The sequence below is a fragment of the Aurantimicrobium sp. MWH-Uga1 genome (genome assembly GCF_003325955.1).
GTDB lineage: Bacteria > Actinomycetota > Actinomycetes > Actinomycetales > Microbacteriaceae > Aurantimicrobium.
Window position 1 is genome coordinate 683,039 of the sequence record NZ_CP030929.1, and the last position, 15,761, is coordinate 698,799.

Annotated in this window: 12 protein-coding genes; 9 read left to right on the top strand and 3 right to left on the bottom strand. The window is 51.3% G+C overall.

The window, feature by feature from the left end:
• Positions 1-4 precede the first annotated feature (4 nt).
• Both AURUGA1_RS03490 and AURUGA1_RS03495 read left to right on the top strand, forming a co-directional pair.
• Positions 5-700, top strand: coding sequence for a MerR family transcriptional regulator (locus AURUGA1_RS03490; protein ID WP_114128895.1), 696 nt, complete (start codon positions 5-7; stop codon positions 698-700).
• 141 nt (positions 701-841) lie between these two features.
• A complete protein-coding gene (locus AURUGA1_RS03495) occupies positions 842-1,387 on the top strand; it encodes a MerR family transcriptional regulator (RefSeq protein WP_096381344.1) in 546 nt (181 codons plus the stop codon).
• 63 nt (positions 1,388-1,450) lie between these two features.
• On the opposite strand, the gene AURUGA1_RS03500 is transcribed toward AURUGA1_RS03495, so the two are convergent.
• Entirely contained in the window at positions 1,451-2,257 is an 807-nt protein-coding gene (locus AURUGA1_RS03500) for a ParA family protein (RefSeq protein WP_114128896.1), read from the bottom strand.
• A gap of 74 nt (positions 2,258-2,331) precedes the next feature.
• Here AURUGA1_RS03500 and AURUGA1_RS03505 point away from each other — a divergent pair, with 74 nt between their 5' ends.
• The 4 genes from AURUGA1_RS03505 to def all read left to right on the top strand — a co-directional run bounded on the left by AURUGA1_RS03505 (position 2,332) and on the right by def (position 9,230).
• Positions 2,332-5,748 (top strand): pyruvate carboxylase, encoded by a 3,417-nt coding sequence (locus AURUGA1_RS03505; protein ID WP_114128897.1) that lies wholly within the window; start codon positions 2,332-2,334, stop codon positions 5,746-5,748.
• 141 nt (positions 5,749-5,889) lie between these two features.
• Positions 5,890-7,317 (top strand): hypothetical protein, encoded by a 1,428-nt coding sequence (locus AURUGA1_RS03510; protein ID WP_162784047.1) that lies wholly within the window; start codon positions 5,890-5,892, stop codon positions 7,315-7,317.
• Positions 7,318-7,411: 94 nt separating this feature from the next.
• Complete coding sequence (locus tag AURUGA1_RS03515) at positions 7,412-8,722, top strand: AAA family ATPase (RefSeq protein ID WP_240187394.1); 1,311 nt, start codon at positions 7,412-7,414, stop codon at positions 8,720-8,722.
• A gap of 16 nt (positions 8,723-8,738) precedes the next feature.
• Positions 8,739-9,230, top strand: coding sequence for a peptide deformylase (def, locus tag AURUGA1_RS03520; RefSeq protein ID WP_114128899.1), 492 nt, complete (start codon positions 8,739-8,741; stop codon positions 9,228-9,230).
• Here the strand turns inward: def and AURUGA1_RS03525 are convergent.
• The gene (locus AURUGA1_RS03525; RefSeq protein WP_114128900.1) at positions 9,227-11,047 is read right to left on the bottom strand and encodes a long-chain fatty acid--CoA ligase; all 1,821 of its coding nucleotides are present in this window, start codon (positions 11,045-11,047) and stop codon (positions 9,227-9,229) included. The genes def and AURUGA1_RS03525 overlap by 4 nt on opposite strands.
• 75 nt (positions 11,048-11,122) lie before the next feature.
• Here AURUGA1_RS03525 and AURUGA1_RS03530 point away from each other — a divergent pair, with 75 nt between their 5' ends.
• The 3 genes from AURUGA1_RS03530 to AURUGA1_RS03540 all read left to right on the top strand — a co-directional run bounded on the left by AURUGA1_RS03530 (position 11,123) and on the right by AURUGA1_RS03540 (position 14,193).
• Positions 11,123-12,028: an ROK family glucokinase gene (locus AURUGA1_RS03530; RefSeq protein WP_114128901.1), complete on the top strand. Its 906-nt coding sequence runs from the start codon at positions 11,123-11,125 to the stop codon at positions 12,026-12,028.
• Between the two features lie 15 nt (positions 12,029-12,043).
• Positions 12,044-12,733, top strand: a complete 690-nt coding sequence (locus AURUGA1_RS03535) for a 1-acyl-sn-glycerol-3-phosphate acyltransferase (protein ID WP_114128902.1) — start codon at positions 12,044-12,046, stop codon at positions 12,731-12,733.
• Positions 12,734-12,822: 89 nt separating this feature from the next.
• Positions 12,823-14,193 carry a class II 3-deoxy-7-phosphoheptulonate synthase gene (locus AURUGA1_RS03540; RefSeq protein ID WP_114128903.1) on the top strand — a complete coding sequence of 457 codons (1,371 nt, stop codon included), beginning with the start codon at positions 12,823-12,825 and terminating at the stop codon, positions 14,191-14,193.
• A gap of 63 nt (positions 14,194-14,256) precedes the next feature.
• Here AURUGA1_RS03540 and AURUGA1_RS03545 read toward each other — a convergent pair whose 3' ends face one another.
• The gene (locus AURUGA1_RS03545) at positions 14,257-15,606 is read right to left on the bottom strand and encodes an APC family permease (RefSeq protein ID WP_114129708.1); all 1,350 of its coding nucleotides are present in this window, start codon (positions 15,604-15,606) and stop codon (positions 14,257-14,259) included.
• Positions 15,607-15,761: the final 155 nt, after the last annotated feature.

Genomic DNA, 15,761 nt, shown 5'->3' on the forward strand with positions numbered 1-15,761 from the left:
GAACATGGCAACAACGGTAAGAAAAAGCACCCCCGCGCGTGGACTTCTCAGCATTGGGCAAGTTCTAGCCAAGGTTTCACCAGACTTCCCTGATCTGACCCCCTCTAAACTCCGTTTCCTTGAAGAGCAGGGCCTGATCACTCCCGAGCGGACCCCCTCCGGATACCGTAAGTTCTCCGTTGAGCACGTTGATCGCTTGCGTTTGATTCTGACCATGCAGCGCGATCACTACCTTCCACTGAAGGTCATTCGTGCACATTTGGAAGAAATTGATGCAGGAAACAACCCTGCACTTCCGAACGCAGCAAGCCTGTCCGCAGATTCACTTTTGGCAACACCCTCTCGCTACACGCGTGAAGAGTTTGTTCGTGCATGTGGTGCGAGCATGAACCTGCTACAAGATGCTGTTTCTGCCGGAATGCTTGAGCCTGCCGATTCCTATACGGATGAGCACATTGTTGTGTTGACCGCGCTTGTGGAACTTCAACGCTCAGGCATTGAGCCACGTCACTTGCGCACCATGCGTGCAGCAGCTGAGCGGGAATACTCGTTGATCGAACGTGCTCTGGTACCTGTCTCTCACCGCCAGGATGCAGCCAGCCAAGCTCGTTCCATTGAGCGTGCTCATGAGATTTCTCGCCACATTGAGATTGTTCGTTCTCAGATGTTGCGTCAAGTTATTACCCAACAATCTCGATAACTTCGAGTATTGCGACACGCCGAAAGGGCGTGTGAAGCTTTAAATCCCAGACACGATTAAAAACTGTCTGTAAGTTTGAGGATACAAACTCTCAACAACAACTTGAACCTTAAAGTTGTTGACGTCAGGTAAGGGCCGGAAATGAACGAAGTGAACCGCAGCGACGAAGCTCGCTACGAGCTCGACGTCCTGTTCAGCGATGGCATGCCTGAACGAGATGAGAATGCGGGCTACCGTGGTGCCGAAGCTGCAAAGGCAGCTGGAATCACTTACCGCCAGCTAGATTACTGGGCGCGTACCGAACTTGTTGTTCCCACCGTCCGTGACGCATCAGGTTCTGGTTCCCAGCGCCTGTATGGCTTCCGTGACATTTTGGTTCTCAAGCTTGTCAAGCGCCTGCTAGACACCGGAATTTCACTCCAGCAGATCCGTGCAGCTGTTGACCAGTTGCGATCTGCCGGTATCTATGACCTCGCTCAAACCACGCTCATGAGCGATGGTTCCAGCATCTACCTGTGCACTACCAATGACGAAGTGATTGATTTGGTCAGCCGTGGTCAGGGTGTGTTTGGTATCGCTATTGGCAAGGTTTTGCGTGAGGTCGAAACCAGCCTGGTTGAGATCACCTCAACATCAACCGATGCTTCAGATGAGCTTGCAGCTCGACGTGCCCGCAAAGTTGGCTAAGCCTCATTTACGAAAACTTAACGAAATAAACCCAGGCAATGCCTGGGTTTTTTCTTGTCCTGTTTAGGCCTTGTGAGCGTATTCACCGATTTTGCCAGCGCGAGAAATGCGGTTGAGGAGTTGATCGAAGTTTTTTGCCATCTCGGCTGCTGCTTCTCCAGGCCATGCGTGAACAGGGCGTGCAGCACCCTGGGCTTGTTGGAGGGAGGTGCGCTCAGGAAGCTGAGGTTGGAGAACGAGGGGGCCAAACATGTCGCGAAGTTCCTGAATGCGGAACTGGTGCTCCAATGATTGAGCACGGACTCGGTTGATAATCAGGCCAAGAGGCTGCAATCGTGGGCTAAGCCCGCGACGCACTTCTTCGATGGCGCGCAAAGCACGGTCTGCAGCGGCAACAGAGAATAAGCCTGGTTCGGTGACAACTACGACACGGTCAGAAGCCGCCCAAGCGGTTCTGGTAAGCGCATTCAAGCTTGGGGCACAGTCGATGAGGACCAGGTCATATTCGTCCTCTATGGTGGCCAATGCTTCTTCCAGGCGCCACACCTCACGGGCTGTGGGGTGGGGGCCATCAAAGTTGACAGCGGAAGGGCTTCCAATCATCACGTCGATGGGGGCATGACCTGGAGCAGACCAACCAGCTGGGGCTATGGCTTGACGTACAGTTTTGAGCTTGGGGTTAGCCAAAACATCAGCAACATTAAGGTGATCGCGAGTGTCTACACCGAGACCCGTAGAGACGTCAGCCTGAGGGTCAAAATCGACAACGAGAGTACGCAAGTTGGCGGCGAAAGCAGCAGATGCCAAACCGAGGGTGACCGTTGTCTTTCCAACGCCACCCTTGAGTGAACTAATACTGAGCACGTGCATTGAGACCACGATACCTTCTGTAGTCTTGGAGTACCTAACTACGAACCGATGCTGGCGGCATTCGAAGGGGTCATATGTTCAAGAAAATTTTGGTTGCAAACCGTGGCGAAATTGCGATTCGCGCATTTCGTGCGGCTGTCGAGCTAGGAGCAAAGACTGTCGCTGTATTCCCTGAGGAAGACCGCAGTTCTCTGCACCGCCAAAAGGCAGATGAGGCATATCAGATCGGTGAACCCGGTCATCCTGTTCGTGCCTATCTCGACGTATCAGAAATTATTCGCGTCGCAAAACTTTCCGGCGCCGATGCCATTTACCCCGGCTACGGTTTCCTCTCTGAAAACCCTGAATTAGCCCAGGCTGCAGCAGATAACGGCATCACTTTCATCGGTCCACCTGCCCGGGTACTGGAAATGGCAGGAAATAAAGTCACTGCCAAAGAACACGCCATTTCCGCAGGGGTTCCTGTTCTCAAATCGACACCAGCGACAACAGACATTGACGCGCTTCTAGCCGGGGCGGCAGAAATCGGATTCCCCATATTCGCTAAGGCAGTAGCCGGCGGCGGGGGACGCGGTATGCGTCGTGTCGAGACGATGGAAGAACTACGTCCCGCACTCGAGGCAGCCATGCGAGAAGCTGAAAGCGCCTTCGGTGATGGCCGCATGTTCCTTGAGCAGGCAGTGCTTCGTCCCCGCCACATTGAAGTTCAAATTCTGGCCGATAGCCAGGGAGAAACCATTCACCTGTTCGAGCGTGACTGCTCCGTCCAGCGTCGTCACCAAAAAGTTGTTGAGATTGCTCCAGCACCAAACATTTCTGATGAACTGCGTGCAGCTTTGCACCGCGACGCAATCGCTTTTGCTCGCTCCATTGGATATCAAAATGCCGGAACTGTTGAGTTCCTGGTCGACACTGCGGGTGAACGCGCTGGACAGCACGTCTTCATCGAGATGAACCCTCGTATTCAAGTTGAGCACACAGTTACAGAAGAAGTGACTGACGTTGACCTTGTGCAGTCGCAGATGCGTATTGCAGCGGGAGAGTCCCTCGGTGATTTGGGCCTCCACCAAGAGGACATTCACGTTCGTGGTTTCGCACTTCAGTGCCGCATCACCACGGAAGATCCTTCACAAGGTTTCCGTCCAGACACTGGCAAGATCACAACCTACCGTTCACCCGGTGGTGCCGGAATTCGCCTCGATGGTGGAACGGTCAGCCCTGGCGCACAAATCAGCCCCCACTTTGACTCCATGTTGGTCAAGCTCACCTGCCGAGGCCGCACCTATGCAGCTGCAGTTGACCGTTCCCGTCGTGCGCTTGCAGAATTCCGTATTCGAGGTGTTTCCACCAACATTCCCTTCCTACAAGGAGTGCTTGACGACCCACAGTTCAAAGCTGGTGACGTTGCAACCAACTTCATTGAAGAACGACCACACCTGCTGACCGGTCGCGAGTCGAAAGACCGCGGAACCAAGATTCTTAACTGGGTTACCGATGTCACCGTGAATAAGCCCAATGGCCCCCGGCCTGCAGGTGCAGACCCCAAGTCCAAGTTGCCCCGCATCGACCTCAACACACCTGCCCCTGCAGGAAGTCGTCAGGCTTTACTCGAGCTTGGCCCGAAGGGTTTTGCTCAGGCATTGAGGCAGCAAAAGGCAGTCGCGGTAACAGAAACAACCTTCCGAGATGCACACCAGTCGCTGTTAGCTACTCGTGTACGCACCAAGGATTTGGTCAACGTTGCTCCTTATGTAGCCCGTATGACACCTCAGCTCCTCTCCGTTGAGGCATGGGGTGGCGCAACCTACGACGTCGCCCTTCGTTTCTTGGGTGAAGACCCCTGGGATCGACTGGCCAAGTTACGTGAGGCTTTGCCCAATGTGGCGATTCAAATGCTACTTCGAGGCCGTAACACAGTTGGTTACACCCCATACCCAGAGGAAGTAACCAAGGCATTTGTCCAAGAAGCTGCAGCAACAGGTGTTGACATCTTCCGCATTTTTGATGCCCTCAATGATGTGAACCAAATGCGCCCAGCAATAGATGCAGTCCTCGAAACAGGAACGACTATCGCTGAAGTTGGTGTGTGCTACACCGGCAATTTGCTAGACCCCAACGAGGACAAGTTCACACTGGACTACTACCTCGCTCTAGCTGAAGAGATGGTCGCCGCCGGTGCCCACATTTTGGCTATTAAGGACATGGCTGGCTTGTTGCGTCCTGCAGCTGCAGCCAAGTTGGTGAGCGCTTTCCGAGAGCGTTTCGATCTGCCAGTCCATGTTCACACACACGACACCGCAGGTGGACAACTCGCCACGCTTCTTGCAGCTGCGGCAGCAGGTGCTGACGCAGTTGATGTTGCTTCTGCACCAATGTCTGGAACCACAAGCCAGCCAAGTGCTTCTGCTTTAGTTGCTGCGTTGGCAAACACTGAACGTGACACAGGTCTGAACCTGGATGCAGTCTGCGACCTTGAGCCCTACTGGGAAGCAGTACGAAACATATACAAGCCATTTGAATCTGGCCTACCTGCCCCAACGGGTCGTGTTTACCACCACGAAATTCCTGGTGGTCAGCTCTCAAACCTGCGCCAGCAGGCAATCGCACTTGGCCTTGCAGATGACTTCGAACTCATTGAAGACATGTATGCTGCAGCAAACAAGATTCTTGGTCGTGTCCCCAAGGTGACCCCGTCGTCGAAGGTCGTTGGTGATCTTGCGTTGCACCTCGCAGCAGTTAAAGCTGACCCTGCTGACTTTGAGGCCAACCCGCAGAAGTATGACATTCCAGACTCTGTTATTGGATTCATGGCTGGAGAACTCGGAGACATCCCTGGTGGATGGCCTGAACCCTTCCGTTCAAAGGTTCTCGAGGGTAAGACCATCAATATTCAGATTGCCCCATTATCTGAAGAAGATCATGAAGGTTTGTCGGGTGGCTCTGCATCACGCCGCGCCACGTTGAACCGTTTACTCTTCCCCGTTCCCACGAAGGCTTTTGAACAGGTTCGTGAGACGTTCGGTGATGTTTCTGTACTGGACACAGTTGACTATCTCTACGGTCTCGAATCTGGAAGCGAACACATTGTTGACCTTGGTCAGGGTGTTCGTTTGTATGTCGGACTCGAAGCTATTGGTGGGGTAGACCCCAAGGGTATGCGTACAGTGATGACCACGCTCAATGGTCAACTCCGTCCTGTATTCGTCCGTGACCGTTCTGTCGAAATCAGCACTAAGAGTGCAGAGAAAGCAGACCTCACTGAGGCTGGTCACGTAGCCGCACCATTTGCTGGTGTGGTCACGATCAAGGTTGAACCTGGTCAAACTGTTGCAGCAGGAGATCCTGTGGCTTCCATCGAAGCGATGAAGATGGAAGCGGCTATCACGGCCAGCATCACCGGACGCGTGGAGCGTATTTCCTTCCAAAAGTCTCAGCAGGTTGAGGCCGGAGATCTGATCGTAGTCATTACTCCGATCACTCCAGCAAATTAGTTCCTGAACAAGTTGGGCAACTCCTAAAGGGTTGACCAACTTGAATTTTTGCTAAATCGTTTACCCAAAGTGAGACTTTTGGTCTAAAGTGGGGGTTATCACCTGTGTTTAAAGCTTTTACCCCTTCATTGAGGAACTTTCGTGAATATTCAATCCCTAAACGTTTTATTTAGTCGTCGAGCAAAGGCGATGTTGGTTATTGCCTCTCTGGTTGCAAGTATCTTCGCAATATTGGTACCAGCCTCAAGCGCAACAGCAGCGCCTTCGAATCCAGATAAAGTGACCATTTGTCACCGTACACATTCGACCGGCAACCCATATCGAATGATTACGGTTTCTAAAAGCTCAGTAGATGGCCCCTTAAACGTTCGTAGCTCAGGAAATTCTGACAGTGCATCAGGTGACCACGCCGGAATCGTGCACAATAAACATGTCACTGGAGGTTCAGCGCTCACTACTTGGGACCCCAATTTCCCAATTTACAATCAATCCAAAACAAATGGTGCAAACGGTAATGTCGTCGAGGCAGATAACCCTGTTAGGGTTTTTGATCCCAACTACGTTTATTCTCCCAATGCCAAAATGTGGGAGGACATCATTCCTCCTTTCACCACTAACGGAGTTGATTTTGCTGGTTTGAATTGGACTGAAAAAGGAAAGGCAATCTACTACGGATTAACCCTCAACGGAGTCAACTATGCAGGCCTCTGCAAAAAAATGGGATCCCGTGAATATTACGACTCCGAAGTAGGTACTGGTCCCGGTCAAGGCGGCCAAACAGCCAATGATGTACTGGATGACATAAAGGATCAGGGAAATACAGAACAGGACGGAACTTTTAGTGGTCGTCCATCGCTGAATGAACTAAAGTCCGACCCGCCGAGTAACAAGGGACCCAAAAAGCCAACTAAATTGAACGATTTACTCTCTTCTCTGGCAACTACGAACAATAATCGAGCTCCAAGCGCAATGACTCAAGCTATAGCTGGGGTCGTATGGTTCGACGACAACCGAGATGGTGTGCAGGATAATTCCGAGACACTTGCTGCAGGGGTCGGTATTGTTTTGAAAGATCCTTCCGGAAACCTCTACACCGTTGGCTACAAAAAAGGGCAAAAGACCCAACCTAAATCTGCTCTCTTCACCGGCACTAAGGGAAACTTTTTCAGTTTTGCTCCAAGCGCAAAGAACATCTCCACTCAATTAGCCGCGAATGTAATCACTGTCAACACAGATGCGGACGGCTACTTCCAGTTCCCTAGTGTCCCTGAAGGTGAATGGCAAGTAGTAGTAATCACGCCAGATGGCTATTCCTATACCTACGATTCATCAGGAAGTAACGATGGCATTATGCCAGGAACTTTAGTTCCTGCAGGAGGCGTTGGCTTTGCTTGGGCAGGGTTGGTTAGCCAAGCACAAATTGATTCAGAAAATGCTGCTGCCGCAGCAGCAGCGGCTGCCCTTGCCAACACGGGCCTCAGTAGCACGGGATGGATTGCAGGTGCAGTAGCTCTTCAACTTATAGGAGTTGGGGCAGTACTAATCTGGTTCAGACGTCGCAGGGGCTAAATTGTCCCTCAACACCTCTTCGGCCCCGAAACTATTCGGGGCCGAAGTTGTTTAGGTAGACTAACGAAGTTACTCGAAACTAAAGGATTAATTCGTGAGCACAGAAACCCCTAAAACCTCTGCAAAGAAACCTGCCGCAAAGAAGCCTGCAGCCAAGAAATCCACGGCTAAAGCTACTGCGCCAGTTGAATCCGCAGATCGTATTTCTGAAGTTTCTGACGCCACTGAGCGCACTGTAGAACAGGCTCCTGAAGTTTCTAACATCAGCCTTCCTGCCATTCCGCTGAACCTCATGGCTCGCACATCAGAAGATTTTGAAGAGCCTTCTTACAGCAAAGACAACAACCTTTCTCATGCAGGAACTCCCGCAGAGGCCGTTGTTTCAGAGATCGCTGACATTGTTTACGGCGAAATCGACACTGTTGACACAGGTTCACTTCCTACCCGCCGTGACCGTCTTTCCGGAGAACCCTCGGGTAAACCAGAGCCTGTTGCGATGCTCACTCCTGAGCGTGTGCTTGACGCTAAGAAAAAGCGTGACAAGCCCACTGAGGGGTGGAACAAGTTCGTATACAACGTAACGTTCCACGCTGTGAACTTAGGTGACTCACCACAGACTCGCCACCGCAAAGCACTTGACACCAGCATTGGTCGTCCCCTTACTGGTGGTACCAAGTTCGTTCCGGTCCTCACCCGTAAGGGTGGTGTGGGAAAGACAACCACAACAACCCTTCTTGGTATGGCAATGGCCCTGGTGCGCGAGGACCGTGTTCTTGCCATTGACGCCAACCCTGACCGCGGAACTTTGGCTGAACGTTTCAACAAAACCACAGAAAAAACAGTTCGCGACTTGGTCTCTAACGCGGCCAAGATTTTGACCTTCAACGATTTTTCTGAGTACGTCAACCGTGACAAAACTCGACTGGATGTTCTCGCTTCGGACACCGACCCCTTCCTGTCTGAAGCTTTTGGTGCTAACGATTACAACATCGTCGCAGATCTCGCGAGCCGCTATTACTCGATTGCACTAACTGACTGTGGTACCGGAATTATTCATTCCGTTATGTCTGCAACCCTGCAGCGCGCTGATGGTTTGGTTATTGTCTCCGGTGGCTCATTCGATGAAGCGCGACTTGCATCTGAAACGCTGACCTGGCTTGAATCAAACGGATACGGTGATCTGGTGAAGAACTCCATTGTGGCGATCAACACCGCTACTCAAGGAACCAATCTGATTAAGCTGCGCGAAATTGAAGACCACTTTAATTCTCGTGTTCGTGAGACAGTTCGTGTTCCCTATGACGCCATGCTTGCTGCTGGTTCCTACATCGACTTTAAGAAGCTCAAGCCTGAGACTCAAGAGGCTGCTCGTCAGCTGGCTTCTTTGGTTGTTGACGGCCTCTAATTCCCCAAGAACTTAGATGACTGAACGTTCAATACGCATCCTTGGCGACCCCGTTCTCAAGACTCCTACTGAGGAGATTGTCGTTATTGACGACAAGATTCGTGCTCTTGTAGATGATTTGCTAGACACCGTCAAGATTCCTGGACGTGCCGGTGTTGCCGCCACTCAGATTGGAGTGGGTCTTCGTGCGTTTAGTTATAACGTTCACGGTGAGATTGGCTATATTCTCAACCCTCGTATCGTAGAAACACGCGGAGACATTGAGCTAGTTGAGGAAGGTTGCCTAAGCGTTCCTAACCTATGGTTCAAGACACCCAGGTATCCCTTTGCCAAAGTTGAAGGGACAGACCTCGACGGCAACACCATCGTGCTTGAGGGAGAGGGGCTGATGGCTCAGGCTCTTCAGCACGAGTGTGACCACCTAGATGGTCTGGTATACCTTGACCGGTTAGACCAACAAACACGTAAAGAAGCTATGCGGCAAGTGCGCGAAAGCGATTGGTTTTAGTCAACCGCTCCAGAAGCACCTTCATACATCGCTTCAATCTCATTGGCGTAATCTTTCACAATCACATTGCGCTTAATGCTCATCTTCGGAGTGAGGTGACCAGACTCTTCCGTGAACTGTGTGGGCAAGATTGTGAACTTACGAATAGATTCTGCACGAGAAACGCGTGCATTGGCGCGGTCAATTGCTGTTTGAACTTCTGCGATTACCGCAGGGTTCTTGGCCGCTTCTGAAATACTCATCGTGGGATCGAGCTTGTTGTTGGTGAGCCACATGGGCAACATTTCTGGGTCCAGCGTCACGAGCGCAGAAATGAATGGCTTTGCATCTCCCACAGCAACAACCTGGCTAATGACTGGGTTTGCGCGAATAGGGTCCTCTAGGAAAGCGGGAGCAACGTTCTTTCCGCCCGCAGTCACAATAATTTCTTTCTTGCGACCTGTAATGGTGATGTAGCCATCTGCGTCAATCTCACCGATGTCACCGGTTTTGAACCAGCCGTCATGGAATGTTTCTGCCGTTGCTTGAGGGTTCTTCCAGTATTCCTTGAAGACGTTGATACCAGCGGCTTCAATTTCGCCTTCATCACTCAAGCGAACAGAACATCCTGGCAATGCGGGTCCAACCGTTCCAATTTTGAATTTGGAGGGGAGGTTGATGGAGATGGGAGCTGTTGTTTCAGTGAGGCCATATCCCTCTAGAACAACCAGACCAAGTGCATGGAAGAAGTGGGCAAGCCTGTCGCCAAGTGGAGCAGAACCACTGATGGCATAGGTGCAGTTGCCACCAAGTGCGGCACGCAGCTTGGAAAGTACAAGTTTGTCCATCACGGCAAACTTCAGCTTGAGGCCGAGAGGAATGTGACCTGCCATTTCTGCTTTTGAATATTCGATAGCGGTTTTTGCAGCGGCACGGAAGATATTTCCCTTGCCACCAGCTTCTGCTTTTTGCTCAGCAGAGTTGTAAACCTTCTCAAACACACGAGGCACAGCCAAAAGGAATGTGGGCTTGAAAGATTGCATGGCTGGCAATAATTGGGTTGTGTCTCCCTGGTGGCCAACTTTCACGCCACCTTGCACAGCCAGAATCGAAATGAAGCGTGCAAAAATATGTGCCGTTGTGATGAAGAGCAACGTGGAGGACTGTGGGTTAACCACCTCGGGGACGGCAGCCTGCGCATTGCGTGAAAGCTCCAAGAAGTTGGAGTGAGTTAGCACGCAGCCTTTAGGCTTGCCGGTCGAACCCGAGGTGTAAATCAAGGTTGCAAGATCGCTGCCGTGTAAAGAGGAGCGACGTTCTTCAACTTCTTCATCAGAAACACCAGATCCAGCAATCACAAGTGCTTCCAAATCGCCGGCATCTATTTGCCATACTGAGTGAACAAATGGAGCATCTGATCGGATTTCTTCAAAACGCTTGAGGTGGTCGGGAGTTTCGACAATCAGTGCAACAGCTTCAGAGTCTTCCAAAATCCATTGAATTTGGCTGGGTGCGCTTGTTTCGTAGATCGGCACCAATGCTGCACCAGCAAACCACATCGCGAAGTCAACAAGGGTCCACTCATAGCGGGTCTTGCACATCAATCCAACGCGGTCACCCTGTTTGATGCCGCTGGCAATAAATCCTTTAGCAAGTGCAACAACTTGTTCAAGAAACTCGGTCGAAGTGACGTCTTTCCAGCCACCGTCAACAGGGAGTGAAAAAAGAGCATTATTAGGAGTTTCACGCACACGGTCGAGCAAAACCTGAGTGGTATTTGCTTGTGGCTCCGCTGGAACTAAAGCGGGTGTGTCGAACTGAATAACGCTCTTAACCATGGCATCTCCTTCGGTGTTAACTACACTTTAGTAGTCCCTCCATTCCCTCCCAAGACTTTCAGGAGACTCACAGCTATGTATTCCATTGGTATCGATATCGGGGGAACAAAAATAGCTGCAGCCCTGGTCAATGAGCTGGGTGAAATCATCACCAAGAGTCAGGTTCCTTCCCCTGCGCACAGCGCTGAAGATATGGAATTGGCCATAGTCTCACTCATCACGGAACTTTCAGCAGGCAACCCAGTTATCGCTGCCGGTGTTGCAGCAGCGGGTTTCATTGATGCTGCTCAGTCCACTGTTTACTACGCCCCAAATATCGCGTGGCGCAATGAACCCCTCAAAGACAAGCTCGAGGCAAAGATTGATTTACCTATCGTCATTGAAAACGATGCGAATGCGGCCGGGTGGGCAGAGTACAGATTCGGTGCAGGGAAATCTTTCACCCACATGACCATGCTCACCATTGGCACCGGCGTTGGTGGAGCAATCATCGCTAACAGAGAATTGTTTACCGGTGGTTTCGGTGCAGGAGCTGAGTTGGGGCACCTTCGTGTGCAACCTGATGGCCTCGAGTGTGGGTGTGGACAGCGAGGATGCATCGAAGCATATGCTTCGGGACGTGCCCTGTTGCGCTACATGCGCGAAGAAACCCAGAATCCTCGGCTTGAAGCCCAAGAGGGAAAAAAACTTCTTGAGGACGGCGATCCCGCCGCCTGGCGTGCGGTGAGCACTCTCGGGGGCTGGATGGGTGTGGCTTGTGCCAGTCTTTCAGCGATTCTTGATCCACAAGTATTTGTCATCGGTGGCGGTGTTGCCGCAGCTGGCGAGCACCTGCTGAACCCTATTCGTGAGTCATTTTTGAGTAACGTATCTGCTCGCGGATACCACCCAGAACCAGAATTTCGTATTGCTGAAATGGTCAATGATGCCGGTGTCGTGGGTGCTGCAGATCTTGCGCGTCGCCACGCAGAAAAACTCTAGCGGTAAGCTAAAAGCATGTTTTATTGGCTGATGAAAAACGTCATCGCCGGACCTTTGCTCAAGGGCATCTTTCGTCCGTGGGTCACCGGTGCTGACAACATTCCCGCTGAGGGCGGAGTGATTTTGGCCAGCAATCACCTCTCGTTTGTTGATTCAGTTTTTCTTCCGATCTCTATCGATCGGGAAATGGTCTTTTTAGCAAAGAGCGAATACTTCACCACAAAAGGCATTAAAGGTTGGGCCACGAAGTGGTTTATGAAGGGTACCGGTATGTTGCCCATTGACCGCTCTGGCGGAAAAGCTTCAGAGGCTAGTTTGAATACAGGCCTACGCGTGTTGGCTGAGGGTCGCGTTTTAGGAATTTACCCCGAGGGAACTCGTTCACCCGATGCCAAGCTTTATCGCGGTCGCACCGGTATTGCTCGAATGGTTTTAGAAGCTGGGGTCCCAGTTATTCCTGTTGCCATGATTGACACCGAAAAGATCATGCCGATTGGTTCTAAGTGGCCCAAGTTGCGTCGTCCCGGAATCATCATCGGTAAACCTTTGGACTTTTCCCGATTCCAAGGTATGGAGGGTGATCGTTTCATACTTCGTGCTGTGACAGATGAAATCATTTATGAGCTCGCTGGCTTGTCAGGCCAAGAGTATGACGATGTCTATGCCTCGTCTGTGCGTGAAAAACGCCCCGTCAGCGCAAGATAAGCTTAAGACTTGGCTAGATAAAGCCAATTGAGACAAGCATTCACAAGCAGTGATTCCCATCACGCATCCATTTTTAGGAGAGTTCCTTCGTGGCTAGCCAAACTGAGCCCAATATCGTCGCTGACAAGACCGTCATCGAGGGTTTGGACTATTGGCGCACACTTCCTATCAAGCAGCAACCTGAATGGCCAAATACTGAAGCAGTTAAAGCAACCAGTGCACAGTTAGCTGCTCTTCCGCCTCTAGTTTTTGCCGGTGAAGTGGACACTCTGCGTGAACGTCTCGCAAGGGCAGCTCAAGGTCAGGCATTCCTTCTACAGGGTGGAGATTGCGCAGAGACTTTTGCTGGTGCGACAGCGGACAAGATTCGTAACCGCATTAAGACTGTTCTTCAAATGGCTGTTGTACTTACCTACGCAGCAGAGATGCCGGTCATCAAAATGGGTCGTATGGCTGGGCAGTTTGCTAAGCCTCGCTCGAGCGACACGGAAACTCGTGGTGATGTAACCCTGCCTGCTTACCGTGGCGATATCGTCAACGGCTACGACTTCACTACAGAATCACGCACAGCAAATCCAGAGCGCCTGCTTCAGGCATACAACACATCAGTAGCAACCTTGAACCTCATCCGGGCTTTCACCACAGGTGGTTTTGCAGACCTTCGTGAAGTACACCGTTGGAACCAAGGTTTCGCCAAAAACCCTGCCAACGTCGAATACGAAGCTATGGCCAACGAAATTGATCGCGCAATCAAATTTATGGCTGCTTGTGGCGCTGATTTTGATGCTCTCAAGACCACAGAGTTCTTTGTTTCCCACGAAGCACTGCTGATGGACTATGAGCGTCCCATGACACGCATCGATTCACGGACTGGAACCCCGTACAACACCAGTGCACACTTCTTGTGGATCGGTGAGCGCACACGTGAACTTGATGGTGCACACGTTGACTTCCTATCTCGTGTCCGAAACCCCATTGGTGTGAAGCTCGGTCCCACCACAGATGTTGACAACATGAAAAAACTTATTGACAAACTGGACCCTGAACGAGAGCCAGGCCGTTTGACCTTCATCACCCGTATGGGCGCAGGCAAGATTCGTGAGGCGTTACCTCCGCTACTTGAAGCGATCAAAGAAATGGATGCAAATCCTCTCTGGATTACTGATCCCATGCATGGAAACGGAATCACTACCCCCAATGGTTACAAGACCCGTCGTTTTGACGATGTCATGGACGAAGTTCGTGGTTTCTTCGAAGCACACCGCCAGGTTGGGACATTCCCCGGTGGAGTGCACGTAGAACTCACAGGTGACGATGTCACTGAATGTTTGGGTGGTTCTGAACAGATTGATGAGAAGGACTTGGAAAGCCGTTACGAGTCTTTGTGTGACCCTCGACTCAACCACATGCAATCACTCGAGCTTGCATTCTTGGTTGCTGAAGAACTCAAGAAGGCATAAACCACTTCATAACGCATCAGGCCCCGTCACCAGAAGGTGACGGGGCCTGATTGTAGTTGAGTGTTACTTGACTACTTTGTTGAAGCCAGTAACTGGCTGTGCCTCATCGAAGCCTGCAACCTGCTTGCGGAATCCGCGAGTCAGGATGATCAACCAAACCAGACCAACACCGGCCCAGATGAGACCACCAGTGAGAGCCTCGGGGGAGAGGTTGACCCACAGGATGATGGTCATTGCAAGACCAACAAGTGGCAGGATAACAAACTTGAAAATGTCTGATCCTGTCTTACGGCGGCCCTGACGGATTGCAAACCACGCAAATACGGAGATGTTGACGAAGCTAAACGCAATCAACGCACCGAAGTTGATGAAGTGAACAATGTCAGCCAAGGTCAGTACAACACCGGTCAAGCAGACGACACCAGCAAGGATGACGTTGAAGGTTGGAGTCTGAGTCTTGGGGTTGACGTAGCCAAAGAGCTTGTTGGGGAGAACGTTGTTACGTCCCATAACCAGCAGCATACGAGCCACGGATGCCTGTGATGCAAGCAGAGAAGCAATAGTTGCGGCAAAGCCAGCTGCGGTCAGGATGATCTTCATGGTTTGACCACCGACGAGCTCACCAATGATGGGCAGTGTTGAATCGTCAACGTACTGACGGTCTCCACCTGGAGCGAATACATTCCAGTCAGGGAAGAGTGCCTGGGTGAAGTATGCAGTCACGATGAAGATACCGCCACCGATGAGTACGGTGAGCATGATCGCACGAGGAACAACCTTGGGGGTACGAGCTTCTTCTACGTACATGGTGACAGCATCGAAACCAATGAAGCTGAAGCAAACGATGGTTGCACCAAGAAGAACGAGCGAGAAGTCAACGCCTTCGTGAACGAATGGGGTTGGAGTGATGAGCGTTCCCTCACCGGCGCCACCGAGAAGCTGAACAATAACCATCACAACGAAGGCAAGCATTGCTGCGATTGCAATGATGAGCAGAATCGTGTTGACGTTCGAAGTACCACGCATGGTGACGTAGATAATTCCTGTAGCAAGAACAGTGAAGAGGATGACCCAGACAGCGCCATCAATTTCCGGAAAGAAGGATTCCATGTAACTGCGAACGATGATGATGTTGACCAAAGGCAACAGCATGTAGTCCAGCATGGATGTCCAACCCACCATGAAACCAACGTTGGGGTGGATCGAATTCTTCGCGTAGGTATATGCAGAACCAGCTGAAGGGAACTCTGCAGACATCTTGCCGTAGCTAATTGCCGTGAAGATCATCACGATCAAAGCAACCAGGTATGCCAGCGGCACAACGTTGTTTGTAGTTTCGGCAACCATACCGAAGGTGTCAAAGACAACAGTTGGGGTCATGTAACCCAGGCCAAGAGCCACAATGGCCCACATGCCGAGATTACGTTTCAGTGCGACCCTCGAGCCGCTACCGGGGACAAAGGATTCTGGCATAACATCTCTCTTCTTTGAGGCCATGAAAGAACATTGGATAGTAAACCTATGTTCGATTACTTACTCTAGTCCTCTTCAACACCTGAAAGACCCTC

Bases quoted from the DNA above. Each gene is read 5' to 3' on its own strand.
- AURUGA1_RS03490 (WP_114128895.1), top strand. From the start codon at position 5: ATGGCAACAACGGTAAGAAAAAGCACCCCCGCGCGTGGACTTCTCAGC.
- AURUGA1_RS03495 (WP_096381344.1), top strand. From the start codon at position 842: ATGAACGAAGTGAACCGCAGCGACGAAGCTCGCTACGAGCTCGACGTC.
- AURUGA1_RS03500 (WP_114128896.1), bottom strand. From the start codon at position 2,257: ATGCACGTGCTCAGTATTAGTTCACTCAAGGGTGGCGTTGGAAAGACA.
- AURUGA1_RS03505 (WP_114128897.1), top strand. From the start codon at position 2,332: ATGTTCAAGAAAATTTTGGTTGCAAACCGTGGCGAAATTGCGATTCGC.
- def (WP_114128899.1), top strand. From the start codon at position 8,739: ATGACTGAACGTTCAATACGCATCCTTGGCGACCCCGTTCTCAAGACT.
- AURUGA1_RS03525 (WP_114128900.1), bottom strand. From the start codon at position 11,047: ATGGTTAAGAGCGTTATTCAGTTCGACACACCCGCTTTAGTTCCAGCG.
- AURUGA1_RS03530 (WP_114128901.1), top strand. From the start codon at position 11,123: ATGTATTCCATTGGTATCGATATCGGGGGAACAAAAATAGCTGCAGCC.
- AURUGA1_RS03535 (WP_114128902.1), top strand. From the start codon at position 12,044: ATGTTTTATTGGCTGATGAAAAACGTCATCGCCGGACCTTTGCTCAAG.
- AURUGA1_RS03545 (WP_114129708.1), bottom strand. From the start codon at position 15,606: ATGTGGGCCATTGTGGCTCTTGGCCTGGGTTACATGACCCCAACTGTT.